Here is a 21,299-nt window from a genome sequence, read left to right on the forward strand (position 1 = left end):
CACATGTACACGCTGAAGAACGTGACGAAGGAATATCCCGGCAAGGGGCGCAAGGTGACGGCGCTGAACGACGTCACGCTGGACATTCCGGACGGGCAGCTCGTCGCGATCCAGGGCCCCACGGGCGGCGGCAAGTCCACGCTGCTGCAGATGCTCGGCGCACTCGACCGGCCGACGTCGGGAACCGTGGAGCTCGAGCAGTCGAGCCTGGGCAAACTCGGGGATGGCAAGCTCACCGGCATCCGCGGCAAGGAGATCGGCTTCGTCTTCCAGGGGTTCAACCTCATCCCGACGCTGACGGCGCTGGAGAACGTGGAGACAGCTCTTGTGCCCCTCGGGGTTCCGGCAGCGGAGCGGCGGGATCGGGCGACCAAGGCGCTGGAGTCCGTGGGGCTCGGCGACCGCGGCGACCACCGGCCGGCCGAGCTCTCCGGCGGTCAGCAGCAGCGCGTCGCCATCGCGCGTGCGCTCGTGAAGGAGCCCGAGGTGCTGCTGGCCGACGAGCCCACCGGCAACCTCGACGAGGAGACGCGCGACGAGATCATGGACCTGCTCGAGGGCCTCTGGCGCGACCGCGGTCTCACCCTGGTGATCGTCACGCACGACTCCGCGGTGGCTCGACGCGCTCAGCGGCGCCTGCACATCAAGCAGGGCAAGGTGAAGGAGGTCGCGTAGCACCACCCGCTCAGCGCAGGGCGTACCGTGACTGCATGCCGTGGAGGTGGCGCCCGTGAAGCTGAAGCTCGACCTGCACGACATCTACAACCGCGGCGGCGAGATCGATCGCGCGCTGCGGGGGATCATCGACGATGCCATCGAGAAGAAGGCGACGCTCGTCGAGATCATCCCTGGCAAGGGGTCGGGTCAGCTGAAGAAGCGGGTGCTGCGCTTTCTGGATCAGAAGGAGATCAAGGCGCTCTACCACCGCGTGGAGAAGGATTCCGACAACTTCGGGCGCATCTTCGTGCACTTCCGGTTCAAGTGAGGGCGCTACACCTCGACCCAGGCGCCGGTATCGGCGGAGTCCATGACCGCCTCGGCCACGATCGCGGCGCGCAGTCCGTCCGCGAAGAGCGGCAGTCCCTCTGGCGCCTCGCCGGCGATCGCAGCGTAACTGTCGGCGACGAACGCGTTGAAGGCATCCTGGTAGCCCTGCGGATGCCCGGCGGGAGTCGCCACCAGGCGCGCGGCATCGGGGGCGAGCTGGTCGGCGTCCCTGGGGATGAGCAACGAACCCTTACGGCGGCCCACCCACAACGTCTCCGGCTGTTCCTGATCGAACACGACGGACTCCGCGGATCCCGCCAATTCCACGTGCAGCCGGTTCTTGCGTCCGGGCGCCGCCTGCGACACGAGCAGGGTACCGATCGCTCCGCCGGTGGTCTGCACGGCGACGGCGACGGCATCCTCCGTCGTGATCGCCGTGTGCTCGGCGCGCGACTCGAAGAACGTGCGCTTCGTGGCCGCCACCCTCGAAACGCGGTCGCCGGTGACGAACTCGATCAGGTCGACGAGGTGCGACCCGATGTCCGCGAACGCGCGGGACCGGCCGCCTGCCGCGCGGTCGACGCGCCAGTTGTCGTCGCCGGTCTCCAGCAGCCAGTCCTGCAGGTACGAACCCGCGATCGTGAGCAGCCGGCCCGTCTCGCCGGAGGCGAAGCGGGCGCGCGCCTCCCGCACGAGCGGGTGGTAGCGGTACACGAACGGCACCGTGGCGGCGACGCCGGCGGAGGCCGCGGCCTGCGTCAGCGATCGGGCGTCCTCGACCGTCGTGGCCAGCGGCTTCTCGCAGACGACGTGCTTGCCGGCGGCGATCACGGCGAGTGCTTGCCGGGCGTGCACGGCGTTCGGGGTGGTGATGTGCACCACCCCGACGCGCTTGTCGGCGATCAGGTCGTCGAGCGACCCGAAGGCGTGCTCGATGCCCAGCTCCTCCGCGGCGCGCACCGCACGCTCAGCACGAGACGAGACCACACCCACCAGGCGCCCCCTGGCGGCTCGCGCTGCCCTGGAGTGAACGGTCGCCATGAACCCGCCGCCGACGATGCCAACGCCCATCGGGCCGGCGCCCGCCCGGCTCTGCGCGTTCGCCGCCATCAGACGAGCGTGGCCTCGGCCGGGTCCCACCCTTCGGGCAGCGCAGGGGTGGGCGTGAACGTGCTCTCGACATCCACCCACTCGCCGCGCTCCGCAGCCTCGATCGTGGACACCATCACATCCAGCGCGTGCAGCGCCTGCTCTCCGCTCGCTCGCTCGGGAACGCCGGCGCGGATGGCCCGCGCGAGCTCGACGACGCCGGTGCCCCGCGCCGACTTCTCGCCCTCGATCGTGATCGTCTCCGGCTCGCCGTCGGTGTGCAGCACGAGGTCGCCGACGAACATGTTCGGGTCGTTCAGTTCGAGTGCGCCGTCGACACCGGTGACCTCGAACAGCGTGCGCCCCAGCTTCGAGTCGAAGCTGAAGATGCTCTGCGACGTCTGGCCGCTCTCGAACTCGAACACGGCCGTGACGTGCGTCGGCACCGTCACCTCGAACGTCTGCCCGGCCAGCGGGCCCGAGCCGATGGTGCGCACCGGCTTCGCCTTCGAGGCCACCGCTGCCACGCGCTTCACCGGCCCGAACAGCTGGATGAGCGTTGTGACGTAGTACGGGCCGATGTCGAACAGGGGGCCGGCGCCCTCCTGGAACAGGAAGGCCGGGTTCGGGTGCCACGACTCCGGGCCGGGGTTCTGGATGATGGTGAGCGCGGTCTGCGGCTCGCCGATCGCTCCGGCCTCGAGCATTCGTCTCGCGGTCTGGATGCCCGCACCCAGGAAGGTGTCTGGCGCGCACGCCGCACGCAGTCCAGCCGCTCTCGCCGTGGCGAGCACGCGCTGGCCGCTCTCGCGGTCGAGTGCGATCGGCTTCTCACTCCATACGTGCTTGCCCGCGGCGAGCACCTGCAGATCGACCTCGGCGTGCACCCGAGGGAGGGTGAGGTTGACGACGATCTCGATCTCGGGGTCGGCCAGCAGCTCCTCGGTGGATCCGTGCGCCGGAATGCCGAACTTCTCCGCCTGAGCAGCTGCCGCCTCGGGGATGATGTCGGCGACGAAGCGCACGTCGACATCGGGGAACGACGTGAGGTTCGTGAGGTACTGCGTCGAGATGTTGCCCGCGCCGATGACGCCGACTCCGACGGGGCCGGTCTTCGCAGACCCGGCAGTGCCTTCTGCGGCGCTCGTGGACTCGCTCATGCAAGACCCTCCTTCGTGAGGAATGCGTAGCTGTCGGCGACAGCGGTGAAACGGTTGTCGCGCGAGTCGTCGAGTTCGATGACGCGAAGCGCGCCCGGTGCGGCTTCGATGATCTCGCGGATCGGCAGGGTGCCTGCGCCGACGGCGACCTGGTCTTTGGTCTCCTTCGTCGCGGGCCCGTCCTTGATGTGCAGAGCCACGACCCGATCACCGAGCCGGCCGAGCACCTCGACCGGGTTCTCACCGCCGACGGCGACCCAGTACGTGTCGAGCTCGAGCACGACCTCCGGGTCCAGCCTGGACGCGAGGTACTCCAGTGCGTTCTGCCCGTCGATCTTGTTCTCGAACTCGTGCGCATGGTTGTGGTAGCCGACGCGAAGTCCGCGCTCCGCCGCGAGCTTCGCCGCGTGGTTCAGCTGCGCCGCGATGCCCTCGACGCCTTCGGCCGTCTTCCACAGCTCGTCGGGGGCGTGCGGGTCGATGACGGTCTGGATGCCCAGCTCGTGCGCCGCGTCGAAGATCGCGCCGATCTCCTCGTCGCTCTCGCCGAGGAAGTGCACGTGCACGGTCGGCGCGCTCAGCCCGGCGGACGACAGCGCCTCGCCGAGTCCCGGGAAGTCCGTGAAGGCGAACGGCTCGACCTGCGTGAAGCCCACCTCGGCGAGCTTGTTCAGGGTGCCCTGGAGGTCGTCTTGCAGCGCTTCACGCACGGTGTAGAGCTGCACGGAAAGAGGTGAGGTGGTCACGTTTCTCCTCGTTGCGGTGAGGCCGCTGTGTCAGGGATGTCTCTCGTCGGCATCTCCGCGGTCGAATCGATTGAATCACACTTCTGTCGTCAGTCAAGCAAAAGTCGCGCCGTTGCCGCCGACTTCTGCCTTGTGCTCGCCGCGTGTGCTTCAATCGGTCTATGTCGGCGCCCTCTCCCCACACGGCTGCGGCGCGCTCGTCGCCGGGGAGCCTCGTGCCGAAGGATGCCGGCGACCTGCTCGCGATCCTGCGCGACGGCATTCCGCGCACCAGGGCTCAACTCGCTGAGAGCACCGGCCTCGCCCGCTCCACCGTGGCATCCCGCATCGACGCGCTCATGGATGCCCGTCTCATCGTGCCTGCGCCCGATGCGGCGTCTTCCGGCGGGCGTCCGCCCGCGCGGGTGGCGTTCAATGCGGGAGCGCGCTTCGTCCTCGCGATCGACCTCGGAGCCACGCACGGGGTGATCGCGACCGCCGACCTCGCCGGCACCGTGCTCGTCTCGGAGTCAGCGCCGCTCACGATCGCCGATGGTCCCGAGCCAGTGCTGAACTGGGCGCTCGGCACCGCCAAGCGTCTCGTGAAGGCGAGCGGCAGGCCCCGTTCGGAACTCGCCGGAGTGGGCATCGGGCTCCCCGGCCCGGTCGAGCACTCCACCGGTATGCCGATCAACCCGCCCATCATGCCCGGCTGGGATCGCTTCGATGTTCCGGAGTACGTGCGGCGCACGTTCGACGTTCCCGTGCTCGTCGACAACGACGTGAACGTGCTGGCGCTCGGCGAGCACGCCGTGTCGTGGCCGCTCGAAAGCGACCTGCTCTTCGTCAAGGTGTCCACCGGCATCGGCCTCGGCATCATCGCGGGCGGGAGGTTGCAGCGAGGCGCGGCCGGTTCGGCAGGCGACCTCGGCCACGTGCGCGTCCCGTTCACCCGTGACACCCCGCGCCACGGCGACGAAGATGCCGACCTTGAGGCACTCGCGAGCGGCCCGGCGATCGCGCGGTACATCGCCGAACGGGGCACACCGGCTGGTTCCAGCGCCGACGTGCTAGCGCTGGCACGAGCAGGAAACGCGGATGCCGTCGCGGGCATCCGTCAGGCCGGACGAGACCTGGGTGAGGTGCTCGCCACGTGCGTGAACCTGTTCAATCCTTCGGTGGTCGTCGTCGGCGGCTCGATCGCCCGAGCAGGTGAACAGTTGCTGGCCGGGGTGCGCGAGGTCGTGTACCGGCAGTCCACACCGCTGGCGACCCAGCACCTGCAGATCGTGCCGGCCTCCGCCGGGGAGACGGGCGGCGTGCTGGGCGCGGCGATCATGGTCGCCCAGCACCTGCTCGACCCGGCGTGAGGGCTGATCGACCTCCTTCGCTCACGGCACCGGCTTGGTCTGAAGGAGACCGTCCGATCGCTCGACGCGCGTTCAGCGGGGCGCCGATGACAGAGGGCACGCGGCACAATGGAGCAGTGACCGACACCATGCTCTCTCTGTTCGACGAGGAGCTGGAGGCCACGCTGCGCCCGGACGGCACCACGCCGGATGCCGCGCGGGTCACGCCGCCGCTTCTGCCGCATGAGCGTCGCATCCTCGCGCACGCATCCGACCGGGTCGCATGGTTGCGCGCCCGGGCCCGAGGCATCACGGCGACGGATGTCGCGAAGCTGTCGACGCAGGCATCCGTGCTGGCTGCGGCGCGGCAGAAGGTGCACGGGTCGGGCTTCAGCGGCAACGTCTTCACCGAGCACGGCAAGGCGAGAGAACCGAAGATCGCCGAATGGGTGCTGCGGGAGCACGGCATCTCGCCGAGTGATGCGCTGTTTCACGCGGTACGCGATCGCCGGCATCTCGCCACACCGGACGGGCTGGCGGCGCGCGATACCGGACGCCTCGAGCTCGCAGAGATCAAGACGACGAACAAGCCGTGGCGGAGCATCCCTCGGCACTATCTTCGCCAGGTGTGGTGGCAGCAATACGTGCTCGGCGCCGAGCGCACGCTCTTCGTCTGGGAACGACACGACGGCTTCGTGCCGGTCGGCGACCCGCAGTGCCGTTGGGTCGACCGCGACGAGAACGAGATCGAGCTGCTGGTGCGGCTGGCCGGCCAGCTCATCGGCGTGCTCGCATCCGGCAGGGTCTAGGCCGTCGACGGGCCCCGGTCACGACGCGCCCGCGCATCACGCACGGAGTGCGCCTCCACTGCGAGTGGCTGTTCGAACACGTAGTCGTCTTCCCAGCGCTCACCCACCCGGAAGCGCTTGACGCCGACGCGACGGAACCCGCTCTTCGCGTAGAACCGCTGCGCGCGCTCGTTCTCCTGGTTCACCCCGAGCCAGATGCCGGCCATCCCGCGCTCGCGGGCCGCGTCTATGGATGCCTGCATCAAGCGAGCCGCGACACCGCGCCCGTGGTGCCCGGGCAGCACGTAGCACTTGCTGAGCTCGACCGTGGGGCGCAACGTGATCGCGGCGGCGACATCCTCATCGTGCGGCTCGCCCAGCACGAGCATCGTGTAGCCGACGGCATGGCCGTCCTCCTCCGCGATCAGCAGTATGCGATCGGGATCGGTCAGGTATCCGCGGAATGCGTCGGCGGCGAAGTGCTCGACGACGAAAGCCGCGGCATCCTCTCTCGTCGTGTGCGGAGGGCACGCCAAGGGGAAGGTCACGGCCGCGACGAACGCGAGCCGGTCGGCATCCGCTGACGTCGCTCGTCGGATCGTCGCTTCGCTCATGCAGAAACATTAAGGGCTCACGCGGTAGGCCGGAAATCGCACGATCGGCCGGAACGAAACGTCGCCGTCGTCCGGCGGATCGGATCATTTCCGGCCAACCGTGCGTAGCGACTGCACGCCCCCGCCGCTCATCCGGCCGATCGTACGATGCGATTAAGCCGCTCATGCAGCGGCGGCAACCTCCTGCGCCGGTTCCGGCATCGCCTGAGCTTGACCGTGCTCGTCGAGGTATCGCGTGTATGCGACCACGGTGAGGAAGGTGGGGTACTCCGGCCGCAGCGCCACCCGTTCGAGCACCTCGGCGGCGTCGTCGAACCGGTCTTCGGGAGTGCGAGGCAACTCGTTGAGAATCTCGTCGCGCAGCCTGTGGATGAGAGGTACCTCGACGAGCACCCCCTCACGCGTGACCACTGCGTTCTCGATCCACTGCCACAGCTGTGACCGCGCGATCTCCGCGGTGGCGGCATCCTCCATGAGGTTGTCGATCGCGACGGCGCCCGTGCCGCGCAGCCACGCCTCGACGTATCGCAGCGTCACCGAGACGTCGTCGCGCACGCCCGCCAGCGTCACCTCGGCGCCTGCTGCGCCGAAGCCGAGCAGATCGGATGCCTGCACCCGCACCTCGTCGCGCGTGCGTTCCAGCTGGTGCGGCTTGTCACCCAGCACAGCGTCGAACTCCGCTTGTGCCGTGGCGATCAGGTCCGGATGCGCCACCCACGTGCCGTCGAACCCGTCTCCCGCCTCGCGCCGCTTGTCCTCTGCGACCTTGGCCAACGCACGCTCGGTCACCTCGTGGTCGCGACGATTCGGGATGAAGGCGCTCATGCCGCCGATGGCATATGCGCCTCGCCGGTGACAGGTGGAGACGAGCAGCTCGGTGTACGCGCGCATGAACGGCACCGTCATGGTCAGCTGAGAGCGGTCCGGGAGCACGCACGCGCGGCCGCGAGAGCGGAACGTCTTGATGACACTGAACAGGTAGTCCCAGCGACCGGCGTTGAGTCCTGCGCAGTGCTCGCGCAGCTGGTAGAGGATCTCCTCCATCTGGAACGCGGCCTGCAGCGTCTCGATCAGTACGGTCGCACGCACGGTGCCGACGTGCATCCCGATGCGTTCCTGCGCGAAGCGGAAGACGTCATCCCACAGACGAGCCTCATCGTGGTGCTCGATCTTCGGCAGGTAGAAGTACGGGCCCTGGCCCGCGTCGACCAGCCGCTGCGCGTTGTGCCAGAAGTAGAGGCCGAAGTCGACGAGGCTTCCGGATGCCGGCAGGCTGCGGCCCTGCCGGTCGACGAACGTCAGATGCTTCTCGCACAGGTGCCAGCCGCGCGGGCGCATCACGATGGTCGGCGTGCGCTCGGCGGTGACGCGGTACTCCCTGCGCTCTGGGCTCGTGTAGCCGATGGTGCCGCGCACGGTGTCGTACAGCGAGAGCTGTCCCTCGATCACGTTCGGCCAGGTCGGGCTGGTGGCGTCCTCCTGGTCGGCCAGCCACACCCTCGCGCCCGAGTTCAACGCGTTGATCGTCATTTTGCGATCCGTGGGACCGGTGATCTCGATGCGGCGGTCCTCCAGGCCAGGACCGGCCCCGGCGACACGCCAGCTCGGGTCATCGCGGATCCATGCCGTCTCGGGCATGAACTGCGGATCGCGACCGTTCGCGATCTCGACGCGGCGGCGCATCCGCTCGGCCAGCAGTTCATGACGGCGGCCGGCGAAGCGATCGTGCAGTTCAGTGAGGAAGCCGAGCGCTCCCGGCGAGAGGATCTCGTCGTAGCGGTCGCCGCGCGGCGCGGTCACCTCGATGCGGGGCTCGTGGGTCTCCTTGGTGTTCATGGTCGATTCCTTTGCGATGTCAGAACTGTGCTTGCTCGGTCGAACCGGCCAGCGCGAGCGTTGCGCTGGCCGGGTTCAGGGCCGTGGCGATCCGGTCGAAGTAGCCGGCGCCCACCTCCTGCTGGTGGCGGGTGGCGGTGTAGCCGTCGCGTTCGGATGCGAACTCGGCCTCCTGGAGTTCGATGTACGCGCTCATCTGCCGCTGCGAGTAGTCGCGCGCCAGTGTGAACATCGAGTGGTTGAGGGCGTGGAAACCGGCGAGCGTGATGAACTGGAACGCGTATCCCATCGCGGCCAGCTCACGCTGGAACCGTGCGATGGTGTCGTCGTCCAGATGCCGCTTCCAGTTGAACGACGGCGAGCAGTTGTACGCCAGCCGCTTGTTCGGAAAGTCCTCGTGGATGCGCTCGGCGAACGTTCTGGCGAGCTCGAGGTCGGGCTTCGAGCTCTCCACCCACAACAGGTCGGCGTACGGCGCGTACGCGAGCCCGCGGGCGATGACCGGATCGATGCCGTTCCGCACTTCGTAGAAGCCCTCAGGCGTGCGCGTGCCGGTGAGGAACTCCCGGTCGCGCTCGTCGTGGTCACTGGTGAGCAGTGTGGCGGCGAGGGCATCCGTTCGCGCGATCACGATGGTCGGCACCCCTGCCACGTCCGCCGCGAGACGGGCCGCGTTCAGAGTGCGGATGTGCTGCGAGGCGGGCACGAGCACCTTGCCTCCCATGTGCCCGCACTTCTTCTCGCTGGCCAGCTGGTCCTCCCAGTGCACGCCGGCCGCACCCGCCTCGATCATGGAGCGCATCAGCTCGTAGGCGTTCAGCGGCCCGCCGAAGCCGGCCTCGGCATCCGCGACGATCGGCGCCATCCAGTCGATCCCGGACGGCGATTCGCTCGTGGCGTCGATCTGGTCGGCACGCAGCAACGCATTGTTGATACGCCGAACGACCGCAGGCACCGAGTTCGCCGGGTACAGGCTCTGATCGGGATACGTGTGGCCCGACAGGTTCGCGTCTGCCGCGACCTGCCATCCGGAGAGATAGATCGCCTGCAGTCCCGCCCGCACCTGCTGCACCGCCTGGTTCCCGGTCAAGGCACCGAGCGCGGCAATCCAGTGCGGGTCACTGGCCCACGTACCGTCGGGAGCCGGTATCTCCGTGCGCTGCAGCTGTTCCCACAGCCGTTCGGCGCCCCGACGGGCCAGCGTGTGCTCCTCGCCGACGCGACCGCGCAACGCGACGACGTCGTCGGCCGTGTAGTCGCGGCGGATGCCGTCCCAGCGTGGGTCGGCGCTCCACTCCAGCTGCAGCTCCGCTGCCGTCTGCCGTTGATCGCCGGGGCGGACGCTCCGCCGCTCGCCTCGCGGTCCACTCGCGTTCTGCTCGGTCATCGTGGTCCCCTTCGCGTCTGGTGGTCACGTACTGGTCGCGTTCATTGCGACCAGCGGATGCGTTGCGACAAGACTGCGGCCGGCGACGGCCGGCGATCTCGGATTCGGAAGAAGAAGGTGTGCACGACTTCTGATCGCCGGAAAATCCACGGCTTCCTCTGGAATCGCAGAAGAACCGGCATTCTTCTGCCGACTCCAGACCGACGCGGACTCCGCGGAGTGACAGCATCGGCACATGATCACCGCCACGGACCACCGCAGCCGGAGCGCCGAAGCCCGGGCGGTCCGAGCCGGAGTCGTCGCTACTGCGCGCTCGACGGAGCCGGACGAACTGGACGCCCTCACTCTCGGCCGCCGCATCCGGGAGCGCCGGCAGCAGCTCGGCATGACCCTCGACGACCTCGCGGCGGCGATCGGGCGGGCACCGTCGCAGGTGTCGATGATCGAGAACGGCAAGCGAGAACCGCGTCTCTCCATGCTGCGCGGCATCGCCGATGCGCTGAGCACCTCGGTGGACGAGCTCGTGCGCGCTGAGGCGCCGAACGAGCGTGCGGCGCTGGAGATCGCGGTCGAACGGGCGGTTCGCGGACCGGTGTTCGCCTCACTCGGGCTGCCGGGCATCCGTGCGGCGAAGTCGATGAGCGACGACGTGCTCAAGGCGCTGCTCGGGCTGCACGGCGAGATCGAGCGACTGCACAGGGAGCGCGCTTCGACGCCAGAGGAGGCGCGGCGGGCGAATGCCCAGTTGCGTGCAGAGATGCGTGCTCGCGACAACTACTACCCAGCGCTCGAGCGGCAGGCATCCGATCTGCTGGAGGCGGCCGGCCACACCGGCGGACCGGTCTCCCAGCAGACGGTGAGCGACATCGCGGCCCGGCTCGGCTACAGCCTGCACTACGTCAATGACCTGCCGTACGCCACGCGCTCGGTGACCGACCGGCGCCACCACCGGGTCTACCTTCCGGTGCAGCAGCAGCCGTCGCGGGACTCCCGCTCGCCGGTTCTGCAGGCGCTCGCGAGTCAGGTGCTCGGTCACGACGAGCCACGAAGCTACGCCGACTTCCTGCGGCAGCGCGTGGAGACGAACTACCTCACCGCCGCCGTGCTGCTGCCGGAGAAGGATGCCGTTCGCCAGCTCACCGAGGCGAAGAATCTGCACCGCATCTCCATGGAGGATCTGCGCGACGCCTTCGCCGTGTCGTACGAGACGGCGGCGCACCGCTTCACGAACCTCGCGACGATGCGGCTGGGCATCCCGGTGCACTTCATGAAGGTGCACGAGTCGGGAACCATCGTGAAGGCGTACGAGAACGACTCCGTGCGCTTTCCGTCTGATGCCACGGGCGCCATCGAGGGCACGACGGTGTGCCGCAACTGGACGGCGCGCACGGTGTTCGACGCATCCGACCGGTTCAGTCCTTGGTACCAGTACACCGACACTCCCGCCGGCACCTTCTGGTGCACGTCGCGCATCGAAAAGGCCAAGGAGGGCGAGTACTCCGTCAGCGTCGGTGTGCCGTTCGCGCACGTGAAGTGGTTCCGCGGTCGCGATACGGCGAATCGCGCAGAATCCCGCTGCCCCGACGAGAGTTGCTGCCACAAGGCTCCAGCGGAACTGGCGGATGCCTGGGCCGCCTACGCGTGGCCCGCCGCCCGTACTCCCACCTCGTTGCTGGCGGCGCTGCCGACGGGCAGCTTTCCGGGAGTGGATGAGACGGAGGTGTACGAGTTCCTGCAGGCGCACGCGCCGGCCGTCGCGAACTGAAGCAAGGCAACGGACGAATCGCCTGCCGCCGTCCGTCATTCCGGACGCCAGAGGCGGCCGGAGTCCCCACCCCGCTGCTTAGGCTGGAAGAAGTGTGCCGCAGACGGAGAAAGGACTCCCATGAGCGACTACGCCGTGGTCAACCCCGCGACGGGCGAGACCGTCAAGGAATACCCCACCATCACCGATGAGCAGCTACGCGACGCGATCGGACGAGCGGATGCCGCCTACCGCAGCTGGGGTCGCGGCACGACGCCGGCCGAGCGTGCGGAGCTCATCCGCAAGGTCGGTGACCTGCACTCGGAACGCCGCGAGGAGCTCGCCGCCATCATCGTGCGCGAGATGGGCAAGCCCGTCGAGCAGGCGCTCGCCGAGGTCGACTTCGCCGCTGACATCTACCGCTACTACGCGGATGTCTCCCCCAAGGTGCTCGAGGACGAGCCCATCGAGCTGCTCGCGGGCGAGGGTTCGGCGATCATCCGCCGCACTCCGCTCGGCGTGCTGCTGGGGATCATGCCGTGGAATTTCCCCTACTACCAGGTGGCGCGGTTCGCCGGCCCCAACCTCATCATCGGCAATGCCATCCTTCTCAAACACGCACCGCAGTGCCCGGAATCGGCCCTTGCGATCGAGCGGATCTTCCACGATGCCGGCTTCCCGGACGGCGCATACACGAACATCTTCGCCACGAACGGGCAGATCGAGTGGGTCATCGCCGACCGTCGCGTGCAGGGCGTCTCCCTGACCGGGTCCGAGCGCGCAGGCGCGGCTGTCGCCGAGATCGCCGGACGCAACCTCAAGAAGGTCGTGCTCGAGCTCGGCGGATCCGACCCCTTCATCGTGCTGTCGGCCGACGACCTCGACAAGGTCGCAGCGGATGCCGCCGCCGCACGTCTCGACAACAGCGGCCAGTCCTGCAACGCCGCCAAGCGGTTCATCGTGGTGGACGACCTCTACGAACCGTTCGTGGAGAAGCTCACCGCCAAGCTCGCCGAGTCTCAGCCGAGCGATCCGACGAGCCCTGCCTCGCCGCTCGGGCCGGTTTCCTCGACGGCGGCGGCCGATCGGCTGCAGAGCCAGCTCGACCGTGCGGTCGAGAACGGAGCGAAGCTCCATGCCACCGGCGAGCGCCACGGCAACTTCTTCGCCCCGATCGTCCTCACCGACATCGCACCGGACAACCCGGTCCGTCAGGAGGAGTTCTTCGGTCCGGTCGCCTCCGTGTACCGGGTGGCGAACGAGGACGAGGCAGTCGAGGTGGCCAACGACATCCCATTCGGTCTCGGCTCCTACGTGTACACGACAGACCTCGAACAGGCGCAACGCGTCGCCGACAAGATCGAGGCGGGCATGGTCTTCGTCAACGTCGTGCTCGCCGACGGCGTGGAACTGCCGTTCGGCGGTGTGAAGCGCTCCGGAACGGGACGCGAGATGGGCAGGCTGGGCGCCGACGAGTTCGTGAACAAGAAGCTGATCCGCATCGGCTGAGGTCGCTTCGGCCGAACGGGCGCGGATATCGGGCCGCGCCGCCGGCGCTCAGCGCTCGAGGACGAGTTGCCACGCAAGCCCGATACGGTTGAACGGTTCCCGGTCGAAGAGCTCCAACTCGAGGTCGAGCAGCTCGCTGAAGAATGCCGGGTCGTACTTCGCCGTGTTGTCGATCAGCAGGTCGTTGGCGATCCGGTTGCCGTAGCGGCCGACCAGAGTCAGCCCGGCGGCAGCGGCGTCAGACTGGACCTGATCGACGTCGACCTTGCGGGCATCGGTCTTGAACGTCTTGACCTCGAGCCTCTCTGCGTGCAGTTCTGAGGCCGCGGCAGCGGGCCCGTCGTTGACCAGCGCCCGGAGCACGTGGCCGACGGGATTCACGTCCATCACCGACAGGCGGCCGCCCGCGCGCACACGGCCGGCCAGTGCCGCGACATCCGGCGCCTCAGCGGGGCGGTAGCGCAGCACGAAGTGGCACAGCACGAGGTCCCACTCGCCGTGCGGCAGATCGTCGAGCCCGGCGAGAACCGTGCTGATGCCGACGCCCTCTTCGTCTGCCCGACGCCGGGCCTCAGCCAGCCACGCCCGTGAAGGGTCGACGACGGTGACGTCGTGTCCGGCCTTCGCCAGCGGCAGAGCGTCCATGCCGTCGCCGCCACCGACATCCAGCACCCGGATGCGGTCGCCGAGCGCGTCGCACTGCCGGCGCAGCACTTCGGCAACGGTCGCGTAGCGGATCCGCGCCCACGGAGTCTCGGTGTACGCACGCCACTGCGAAAGCTTCTCGCTGAAGACGTCGGTCACCGTGTCATCCAACCACCCTCCGCGGCGAAGCCCTCGAGAAGCTCACCACCCACAGCCGAAGCGGTGCCCACACCGTCCACAACTCCCTATCTACTACTTCTAGTAGAAGCGACTAGACTGGTGAAGTGGCTCGTGTGACGAAGACCGAACTGAACCAGCAGACCGCCCGGGTTCTGGCGCGTGTCGCAGCGGGGGAACGACTGACGATCACCGACCGTGGTGTTCCGATAGCAGAGATCGTGCCCGCGAAGCCCATGTCCAGGTGGGAGGAACTCGTTGCGGCCGGCAAGGTGAGGCTTGCGACGAAGAGCGGCCCGCTGCCGTTCGTCCCGGTTCGCAGCGACGTTTCGTCGCAGGAGATCCTTGACGACATCCGCAGGGATCATTCGTGATCTACCTCGACACGTCCGCAGCCGTGAAGACCCTGATCGATGAACGAGCGACCGAGGCAGTGCAGGATCTCTTCGCACGCCACGTCGAGTTCACGTCGTCCCGTCTTCTGGCGGTCGAACTTCACGCAGTCGCTGACCGGCGGAAGCTGACACCCGCGGACGTCGACGAACTGCTCGCCCGAGTGGCTCTACTCCCCCTGGACGACGAGACTCTTGATTCGGCGGTCCAGTTGCACAGCGGGTTGCGAACGTTGGATGCTCTTCACCTCGCGACGGCCCACGGCATTGCGAAGACCATCACCGGGCTGCTCAGCTTCGACCGGGAACTGACGGGTGCCGCGCGCACGCTTGGACTGCCGATCCACCCGCTGAGCGAGGGCTGACCCCACGTGCCAGACTCGAGCCGATGTGGATCGGATGGGTCGAATTCGACGTGCTCCTCGGGGACGTGCACTCGTTGAAGCAGAAGCGCGCCGTCGTTCGGCCGCTCATCGCGGAACTCAGTCGCCGCACGGAAGCGGCGGTCGCCGAAGTCGGCACGCTCGACCTCCATCGCCGAGCCACGATCGGCGTCGCCGTGGTCGCCCGCGACGCGGGACACGTGCGCGACGTGCTCAGCCGAGCGGAACGGATGCTCGCCGACGAGCATCCGGAAGTCACGTTGCTGTCCGCGCACCACGGCCTGCACGCCAGCGACGATTGACCTCAACCGCTGAGCGCATCGAGCAGCTTCAGCAACCGCACACGTTCCGCGGCCGATAGCCCGCCGAAGAGACCCTCCCAGACTCGGGAGGCCACCTCGCGTCCATCTGCAAGTGCCGCGCGTCCCTCCGCCGTGAGTTCGAATCCGATCCTTCTACCGCGGCCGGGGCGCCTTTCGATCAGGCCTCGGCTCAGCAGGCGCGTGGCGAGCGTGCCGAACGCCTGATCGCTCTGGAACGTGGCCACGGCGAGGTCGTGACTCGATGCGCCGGGCATCCGATCGATCGCTCGCAGCGCATCCCACTGCACCAGTGACACGCCGACCTCACGCAACGCGGCATCCATCGCGCGGTGGTCGCGATACTGCACCTGTTTGATGGCGCGCCCCAGCTGCTCGAGCTGATCCGCCTGTTCGTCCTGAGGTCCTGACCTCTCGTTCACGGTGCTATCGTATCAACACACTTATATAAACATGTTGATTGGATCACGGATGGAATCACAACTCGTCATCGATGCCACCACCTCCACGCTCGGTCTCGGACCTGACGTACCCGACCATGCCGTACTCGTGCTCCACGGAGGAGGCGGCCCGGCGACCGTCGCGCCGATCGCCGGGCACTATGCCAGCAAGCATCCGGTGCTCGCACCCACCCTCCCGGGCTGGAACGGCACACCGCGCCCGGATGCGATCGACGGCATCCCGACGCTGGCTCGCGGCTACCTCGACGCGCTTCTCGTGCTCGGCCTGCACGAGACGATCGTGATCGGCTCGTCGCTGGGCGGCTGGATGGCGTTGGAGATGGCCGCGACGGCGGTGAGCGACCAGCGCTACGCAGGGGTACTCTCCGGCATCGCGGTCATCAACGGAACGGGCATCACCGTGGAGGGTGAACCGATTGCGGATGTCTCGGCGCTCGACGCCCGCGGACTCGCCGAGCTCGCGTGGTTCGATCCGAAGCGCGGATACCTCGATCCCGCGACTCTCACGACGGAACAGCACGAGGCCCAGGCCGCCAACCAGGCGACGATCCGCGCCGTCGCCGGGGATCCCTACATGCACGATCCGGCGTTGCTTGCGCGCTTGGCGGCGATCTCGGTTCCGGCCGCAGTTCTGTGGGGCGAGGCGGACCGGGTCGTCACACCCGCGTATGGACGTGCCCTTGCTGCGGCCATCCCGGGCGCAGAATTCGCGGTCATCGAGCGGGCGGGCCACCTGCCGCAACTCGAGAACGCAGGCGCGCTCTTCGGCAAGCTTGACCCGTTCGTCTCGAAGCTCACCAGCATCCCCGCCTGAACGACAGAAACAGCACGGACGGGCCGGCCCCGAAGGACCGGCCCGTCCGCCTTTCCGGAGAGATCAGCGTCCGCCCTGACTAATGTCTGCCCTGGGCCAGCAGATGCGCCAGGTCGAACGACATGGCGCCCATGCCCGTCACGTCGTCGTATCCCTTGGTGACGCTCAGCGACGTGTCGTGGTTCAGCGTCATGAGGAACGAGCGTCCGCTCGTCTTGCTCGTGTAGACGACTGCGACCTCCTGCGACGGCGGCTGCACGTCACGGAACGCCGACGGCAGGATGCGGTCGAGCCCGTACAACGTCGGGTTGGCGAACCCGATCGTCGAGTGCGTCAGCTGCTGCGCCAACGCGACCTGCGCCGCCGTCAACGGAGACGCGAGCGAAGTTCCGCCGTAGGTCTCGTTGATGTAGTCACCCGTGGCGAGCGTGCTGTCATCGACGATCGGCGAGATGCCGATCTCGAACCCGGTGTACGGGTCGGCGAGCGCCGCCAGGTCGGGCGAGACGCGCTTGCCCTTCGACAGCGCGTCCGGCACGACGCCCTTCTGGTATGCGGGCTCCGCGTTCACCGCACTCACGCCACCGCCTGCGCCGCCCGCGAAGAGCGAGCCGGGAAGCGGATCGGTGTAGGAGAGGTTGCCGTCGGCATCCTTTTTGATGACATCGGCCTGAACGCCCCAGCCGACCTCCATGACCAGCTTGCCCTTCTGGTCCACTCCGATCGATGTGCCGCCTACCGACGTGACGTACGGAGAGGATGCCGGGAAGTCCGGCGACGGGTAACCCAGGTTCGCCGCCTCGTCTCCGTTGTCGCCGCTGGAGAAGTACAGCCCGATGCCCTCACCTGCCGCCTGGATGTGCAGGTTCTGCTGCCCCGCGATCACGTCGGCGGGAACATCCTCACCGACGTCGCCCCAGCTGTTGCTCACGATGTTCGCGAGCTTGTGGTCGAGGATCTTCGACATGGCGATGTCCAGCCCGCCCTCGCAGTCGAACCCGCCCACGTACAGCACGTTCGCCTTCGGGGCGATGGCGTGCACTGCCTCGACGTCGAGGGTCTGCTCGCCCTGCCATCCGCTCGGTTCCTGGCAGAGAGCCGTGTCGACGAACTCGCTCGGATCCGGCACGATCTGCTGGTACTGACCGGGGGCGAGCTGCGGCTCGCCGTTCTGCGCCGAGTACTGGTTCACGTCCGACTGGATGCTCGGCGACGCATACGCGTCGATGATGGCCACGGTCTGCCCGGAGCCGTCCACTCCCCACCTCGACCAGGTGTCCAGGTTGTAGGCGGAGCGCAACTGCTTCGGCACGTACCCGCAGATGTTCGTCGGGTACTGCGTCTGGCCGTTGTACGCGGCGGGCACTGTCGCAGTGTTCTGACCCCAGTAGGTGGAGCACGGAGCATTCACCACGGGGGCAGTGCCGGCGAACATCCGCGGCTTCGGCGTGCTCGGTCCGCTTGTCGACGGGATGTCGCCCTGCTTGATCGAGTCGGGCCGGGTGAGGGTGCGCGACTGGTCGAGGCTCACCGCGCTCACGGATGCCCCGATCTGCGATGGCAGCGACGGCGCGGTGGACGGCGCGATGAGCTGCCGCCCGTCGTGTGAGTACGTGTGGAGGGTGGTGCCGAACGCGGCCTTCATCTCCTCCGGTGTTCCCCGGTAGACGATGTACTGCCTGCTGTCAGGGGTGCCCGTGATGGTGAGCCCCTTCGACGTGAGATACGCCAACGTCGCGTCGTAGGTTCTCTGCGTCGGAGAGAAACGCGCGATCCACGCCTGCGGGCTCAGCCAGTGCCGGTACTGCCTGGTGCCAGGCGTGGAGACCGCCATCGCCAGGTTCGATGCGCCCTGCTGATCGCGGAGCTTGAGGTAGAGCTCGCCCTCCACGCTCGTGTCGGCCGCGGGAGTCCCGCTGTCGTTCGCACTCGTCGCCCAGTTCGGAACCGAGCCGGCGTAGTCGACGGTGGTTGCGGCGTCCGCCGCGGAAATGCCTGTCGCTGACAGCGCAATGATGCTTGCGCCAGCTGCGAGGATCGCCGTCGCACGCCTCGTGAGCATGCGGCGACTTGCTCGTGTCGTCATCCCATTCCTTCCGATCGGTGTGCGCATCCCCATCGGCGCGCACGAATCGGACACTATGCCCGCGCATATGTGCCTCACAAGGGGGACACGACAAAGGGCCCCGCAATGCGGAGCCCTTTGTACGAGTGCTTCAGTCGATCAGATCGCGTTCACGTCCAGCGGGATGCCCGGACCGAACGTGGTCGACACGGCGCCCTTCTGGATGTAACGACCCTTGGCGGCCGACGGCTTGAGCCGCACGACCTCTTCAAGCGCGACCTTGATGTTGTCGGAGAGCTGCTCCGGGGTGAATCCGGCCTTGCCCACGACGAAGTGCACGTTGGCGTGCTTGTCGACGCGGAACTCGATCTTTCCGCCCTTGATGTCGGAGACGGCCTTGGCCACGTCGGGCGTGACGGTTCCCGTCTTCGGGTTCGGCATGAGGCCACGCGGGCCGAGCACCTTTCCGAGACGACCGACCTTGCCCATCAGCTCCGGCGTAGACACGGCGGAGTCGAAGTCGGTCCAGCCGCCGGCCACGCGCTCGATGAGCTCGTCGCCGCCGACCTCGTCGGCGCCGGCAGCGATGGCCGCCTCGGCAGCCGGGCCGGTCGCGAACACGATGACGCGAGCGGTCTTGCCGGTGCCGTGCGGCAGGATGACCGTGCCACGCACCATCTGGTCCGCCTTGCGGGGGTCGACGCCGAGCTTCAGCGCGACCTCGACCGTGGAGTTGAACTTGGCCGAACCGGTCTCGCGTGCGAGCGCAACGGCCTCGTCGGGGGTGTAGTACTTGCCGTCTTCGATCTTGGCGGCGGCGGCCCGGTAGGCCTTGGACTTCTGTGCCATGGTTCTGACCTACCTTTCTTACTCGACCGTGATGCCCATGGAACGGGCGGTGCCGGCGATGATCTTGGATGCCGCATCCAGGTCGTTCGCGTTCAGGTCGACGAGCTTCTGCTCGGCGATCTCACGAACCTGTGCGGCGGTGAGCTTGCCCACCTTGGTGGTGTGCGGAACACCGGAACCCTTGGCCACGCCCGCGGCCTTCTTGATGAGCTCGGCGGCCGGCGGCGTCTTGAGGATGAACGTGAAGGAACGGTCCTCGTAGACGGTGATCTCCACCGGGATGACGTTGCCGCGCTGCGACTCGGTCGCAGCGTTGTACGCCTTGCAGAACTCCATGATGTTGACGCCGTGCTGACCCAGCGCCGGACCGATCGGCGGGGCGGGGTTGGCGGCGCCGGCCTTGATCTGAAGCTTGATCAGACCCGTGACCTTCTTCTTCGGTGCCATTGATTGTCCTTTCTACGAACGGATGCATGTAAGCATCCGCTCTCCCACGCACCCGGACTGTCCGGATGGTGGTGTCGAATGCGCGCGAGCGCAAACCATGCAATCTTACTCGATGCGTGGCTGTGCTCTCGCCGCGGGTTCTACTGCTTGGTGACCTGATCGAAGCTGAGCTCGACGGGAGTCTCGCGCTCGAACAGGGAGACGAGCACGGTGAGCTTTCCGCTCTCCGGCTTGATCTCGCTGATGGAGCCCGGCAGGCCCGCGAACGAGCCTTCCTTGATGGTGATGGTCTCGCCGATCTCGAAGTCGACCTCGATCGGGGCGACGCGCGTAGCGGCCTTGGTGCCCTTGCCCGCCGCGGCCTTGCCCGTGGAGACCGGCTCCACCTGCACGAGCGACTTCAGCATGTTGAAGGCCTCGTCGAAGCGCAGCGGCGTGGGGTTGTGCGCGTTGCCCACGAAGCCGGTGACACCGGGGGTGTGGCGCACGACGGACCAGCTGTCCTCGTTGAGATCCATACGCACGAGCACGTAACCCGGGATGCGCACACGGTTGACCATCTTGCGCTGGCCGTTCTTGATCTCGACCACGTCTTCCATCGGCACCTCGGTCTGGAAGATGTAGTCCTCCATGCCCATGGATGCCGTGCGGTTGGCCAGGTTCTGCTTCACGCGGCGCTCGAAGCCGGCGTAGGAGTGGATGACGTACCACTTGCCGGGCAGGTAGCGCAGCTCGCGCTTGAACTCCTCGTATGGGTCGACCTCTGCCTCTTCGGCCTCCTCGACTTCCTCGGCCGAAGCGTCGTCGGACTCCTCGGACGCAGCGGCCTCGCCGGCATCGTCAGCGCCGTCCACCTCTTCTTCGTCCTCGATCGCCTCGAACGCGGCCTCCGCCTCGTCGGCGTCGTCGATCTCCAGCGCGTCGTCCACGAGGGCGTCGGCCTCGGGGTCGGCGGTCTCGGCGATCGCATCGAGCACGGCATCGAGGTCGATGTCGTTGCCGTCGGTGCCGGTCACGTGCAGTGCCCTCCGCTCGGCGGAATCCGACGAGTCCTCTGCGGACTTCAGCTGGTTGCCTTCCTGCGCCTCGTCGTCCTCGGCGGACTGCTCGGCAGTCGTCGCCCAATCGACGTCGTCGCGCTCTCGTTCAGACACTTCGCTCTTACCAATCCATTCCTGTTGTCGCGCAGGTCACGGCCCGCGCCGCCGATTCATCCAGGCCGTCCCGCCCAGCGGCCGTGTCGGCCGTCAGGACGATGAGCCACCGAAGACGAGGATGACGAGCCACCCGAAGAGCTGGTCGAGACCGAACACGATGCCCATCATGATGATCACGAAGACCAGCACGACGCCTGTGTAGCTCAGCAGCTCTCCGCGCGTCGGTGTGACGACCTTGCGCAGCTCGCCGAAGACCTGCCGGATGAACAGTGCGATCCGAGAGAAGGGGTTGCGCTTGGCTTCCCGCTCCTTCTTGGCGTTCGCGACGACATCCTCGCTGGGCTCGTCGATGACTTTTCGGGCCACCTCATACCTTTCGTGGGCCGGTGCACGAGCACCGA

Annotated in this window: 23 protein-coding genes; 10 read left to right on the top strand and 13 right to left on the bottom strand. The window is 67.6% G+C overall.

Annotated features, from left to right (window positions below):
* The first annotated feature begins 3 nt into the window (after positions 1-3).
* Complete coding sequence (locus ACYVI5_RS13930; protein ID WP_460534358.1) at positions 4-675, top strand: ABC transporter ATP-binding protein; 672 nt, start codon at positions 4-6, stop codon at positions 673-675.
* 55 nt (positions 676-730) lie between these two features.
* Positions 731-985: a Smr/MutS family protein gene (locus ACYVI5_RS13935; protein ID WP_460580726.1), complete on the top strand. Its 255-nt coding sequence runs from the start codon at positions 731-733 to the stop codon at positions 983-985.
* 5 nt (positions 986-990) lie between these two features.
* On the opposite strand, the gene ACYVI5_RS13940 is transcribed toward ACYVI5_RS13935, so the two are convergent.
* The 3 genes from ACYVI5_RS13940 to ACYVI5_RS13950 are packed head-to-tail and all read right to left on the bottom strand — an operon-like array spanning position 991 to position 3,982.
* Positions 991-2,097, bottom strand: coding sequence for a Gfo/Idh/MocA family protein (locus tag ACYVI5_RS13940; protein ID WP_460580727.1), 1,107 nt, complete (start codon positions 2,095-2,097; stop codon positions 991-993).
* Entirely contained in the window at positions 2,097-3,236 is a 1,140-nt protein-coding gene (locus tag ACYVI5_RS13945) for a Gfo/Idh/MocA family protein (RefSeq protein WP_460580728.1), read from the bottom strand. Before ACYVI5_RS13945 ends, ACYVI5_RS13940 begins: the two co-directional genes overlap by 1 nt.
* Positions 3,233-3,982 carry a sugar phosphate isomerase/epimerase family protein gene (locus ACYVI5_RS13950; RefSeq protein WP_460580729.1) on the bottom strand — a complete coding sequence of 250 codons (750 nt, stop codon included), beginning with the start codon at positions 3,980-3,982 and terminating at the stop codon, positions 3,233-3,235. Before ACYVI5_RS13950 ends, ACYVI5_RS13945 begins: the two co-directional genes overlap by 4 nt.
* 161 nt (positions 3,983-4,143) lie before the next feature.
* On the opposite strand from ACYVI5_RS13950, the gene ACYVI5_RS13955 reads away from it, so the two are divergent.
* Together ACYVI5_RS13955 and ACYVI5_RS13960 are read left to right on the top strand one after the other, a co-directional pair.
* Positions 4,144-5,331: an ROK family protein gene (locus ACYVI5_RS13955; protein WP_460580730.1), complete on the top strand. Its 1,188-nt coding sequence runs from the start codon at positions 4,144-4,146 to the stop codon at positions 5,329-5,331.
* A gap of 116 nt (positions 5,332-5,447) precedes the next feature.
* On the top strand, positions 5,448-6,119 hold the full coding sequence (locus tag ACYVI5_RS13960) for a YqaJ viral recombinase family protein (RefSeq protein WP_460580731.1): 672 nt from the start codon (positions 5,448-5,450) through the stop codon (positions 6,117-6,119).
* Here ACYVI5_RS13960 and ACYVI5_RS13965 read toward each other — a convergent pair.
* The 3 genes from ACYVI5_RS13965 to aceA form a co-directional block, all read right to left on the bottom strand.
* Positions 6,116-6,712, bottom strand: coding sequence for a GNAT family N-acetyltransferase (locus tag ACYVI5_RS13965; protein ID WP_460580732.1), 597 nt, complete (start codon positions 6,710-6,712; stop codon positions 6,116-6,118). The genes ACYVI5_RS13960 and ACYVI5_RS13965 overlap by 4 nt on opposite strands.
* Before the next feature lie 162 nt (positions 6,713-6,874).
* Positions 6,875-8,548, bottom strand: coding sequence for a malate synthase (gene aceB / locus ACYVI5_RS13970; RefSeq protein ID WP_460580733.1), 1,674 nt, complete (start codon positions 8,546-8,548; stop codon positions 6,875-6,877).
* A 19-nt stretch (positions 8,549-8,567) separates the two neighbouring features.
* On the bottom strand, positions 8,568-9,935 hold the full coding sequence (aceA, locus tag ACYVI5_RS13975) for an isocitrate lyase family protein (protein WP_460580734.1): 1,368 nt from the start codon (positions 9,933-9,935) through the stop codon (positions 8,568-8,570).
* A 235-nt stretch (positions 9,936-10,170) separates the two neighbouring features.
* Between aceA and ACYVI5_RS13980 the strand changes: the two genes are divergently transcribed.
* Both ACYVI5_RS13980 and ACYVI5_RS13985 read left to right on the top strand, forming a co-directional pair.
* Entirely contained in the window at positions 10,171-11,700 is a 1,530-nt protein-coding gene (locus ACYVI5_RS13980; RefSeq protein ID WP_460534384.1) for a helix-turn-helix domain-containing protein, read from the top strand.
* Positions 11,701-11,820: 120 nt separating this feature from the next.
* A complete protein-coding gene (locus tag ACYVI5_RS13985; RefSeq protein WP_460580735.1) occupies positions 11,821-13,188 on the top strand; it encodes an NAD-dependent succinate-semialdehyde dehydrogenase in 1,368 nt (455 codons plus the stop codon).
* A gap of 48 nt (positions 13,189-13,236) precedes the next feature.
* Here the strand turns inward: ACYVI5_RS13985 and ACYVI5_RS13990 are convergent, their stop codons facing one another.
* On the bottom strand, positions 13,237-13,992 hold the full coding sequence (locus ACYVI5_RS13990) for a class I SAM-dependent methyltransferase (protein WP_460580736.1): 756 nt from the start codon (positions 13,990-13,992) through the stop codon (positions 13,237-13,239).
* A 125-nt stretch (positions 13,993-14,117) separates the two neighbouring features.
* Between ACYVI5_RS13990 and ACYVI5_RS13995 the strand changes: the two genes are divergently transcribed.
* From ACYVI5_RS13995 to ACYVI5_RS14005, 3 genes are read left to right on the top strand one after another with little or no spacing between them, the layout of a single operon-like run.
* Positions 14,118-14,384 carry a type II toxin-antitoxin system Phd/YefM family antitoxin gene (locus tag ACYVI5_RS13995; RefSeq protein WP_460580737.1) on the top strand — a complete coding sequence of 89 codons (267 nt, stop codon included), beginning with the start codon at positions 14,118-14,120 and terminating at the stop codon, positions 14,382-14,384.
* Positions 14,381-14,767: a type II toxin-antitoxin system VapC family toxin gene (locus ACYVI5_RS14000; protein ID WP_460534390.1), complete on the top strand. Its 387-nt coding sequence runs from the start codon at positions 14,381-14,383 to the stop codon at positions 14,765-14,767. The genes ACYVI5_RS13995 and ACYVI5_RS14000 overlap by 4 nt, the downstream gene beginning before the upstream one ends.
* A 23-nt stretch (positions 14,768-14,790) precedes the next feature.
* Entirely contained in the window at positions 14,791-15,087 is a 297-nt protein-coding gene (locus ACYVI5_RS14005; protein ID WP_460580738.1) for a DUF503 domain-containing protein, read from the top strand.
* Positions 15,088-15,089: 2 nt separating this feature from the next.
* Here ACYVI5_RS14005 and ACYVI5_RS14010 read toward each other — a convergent pair whose 3' ends face one another.
* Complete coding sequence (locus tag ACYVI5_RS14010; RefSeq protein ID WP_460580739.1) at positions 15,090-15,527, bottom strand: MarR family winged helix-turn-helix transcriptional regulator; 438 nt, start codon at positions 15,525-15,527, stop codon at positions 15,090-15,092.
* A 49-nt stretch (positions 15,528-15,576) separates the two neighbouring features.
* On the opposite strand from ACYVI5_RS14010, the gene ACYVI5_RS14015 reads away from it, so the two are divergent.
* Positions 15,577-16,380, top strand: a complete 804-nt coding sequence (locus ACYVI5_RS14015) for an alpha/beta fold hydrolase (protein WP_460580740.1) — start codon at positions 15,577-15,579, stop codon at positions 16,378-16,380.
* 79 nt (positions 16,381-16,459) lie between these two features.
* Here ACYVI5_RS14015 and ACYVI5_RS14020 read toward each other — a convergent pair whose 3' ends face one another.
* From ACYVI5_RS14020 to secE, 5 genes are all read right to left on the bottom strand, one after another.
* Positions 16,460-18,466 (bottom strand): S53 family peptidase, encoded by a 2,007-nt coding sequence (locus ACYVI5_RS14020; RefSeq protein ID WP_460580741.1) that lies wholly within the window; start codon positions 18,464-18,466, stop codon positions 16,460-16,462.
* 138 nt (positions 18,467-18,604) lie between these two features.
* On the bottom strand, positions 18,605-19,294 hold the full coding sequence (gene rplA, locus ACYVI5_RS14025; RefSeq protein ID WP_460534400.1) for a 50S ribosomal protein L1: 690 nt from the start codon (positions 19,292-19,294) through the stop codon (positions 18,605-18,607).
* An 18-nt stretch (positions 19,295-19,312) separates the two neighbouring features.
* Entirely contained in the window at positions 19,313-19,741 is a 429-nt protein-coding gene (rplK, locus tag ACYVI5_RS14030; RefSeq protein ID WP_440296397.1) for a 50S ribosomal protein L11, read from the bottom strand.
* Between the two features lie 140 nt (positions 19,742-19,881).
* Positions 19,882-20,895, bottom strand: a complete 1,014-nt coding sequence (gene nusG, locus ACYVI5_RS14035) for a transcription termination/antitermination protein NusG (RefSeq protein WP_460580742.1) — start codon at positions 20,893-20,895, stop codon at positions 19,882-19,884.
* A gap of 93 nt (positions 20,896-20,988) precedes the next feature.
* Positions 20,989-21,264: a preprotein translocase subunit SecE gene (gene secE / locus ACYVI5_RS14040; protein ID WP_440294999.1), complete on the bottom strand. Its 276-nt coding sequence runs from the start codon at positions 21,262-21,264 to the stop codon at positions 20,989-20,991.
* Between the last annotated feature and the right edge of the window lie 35 nt (positions 21,265-21,299).

It is taken from the genome of Humibacter ginsengisoli, from assembly GCF_054780095.1.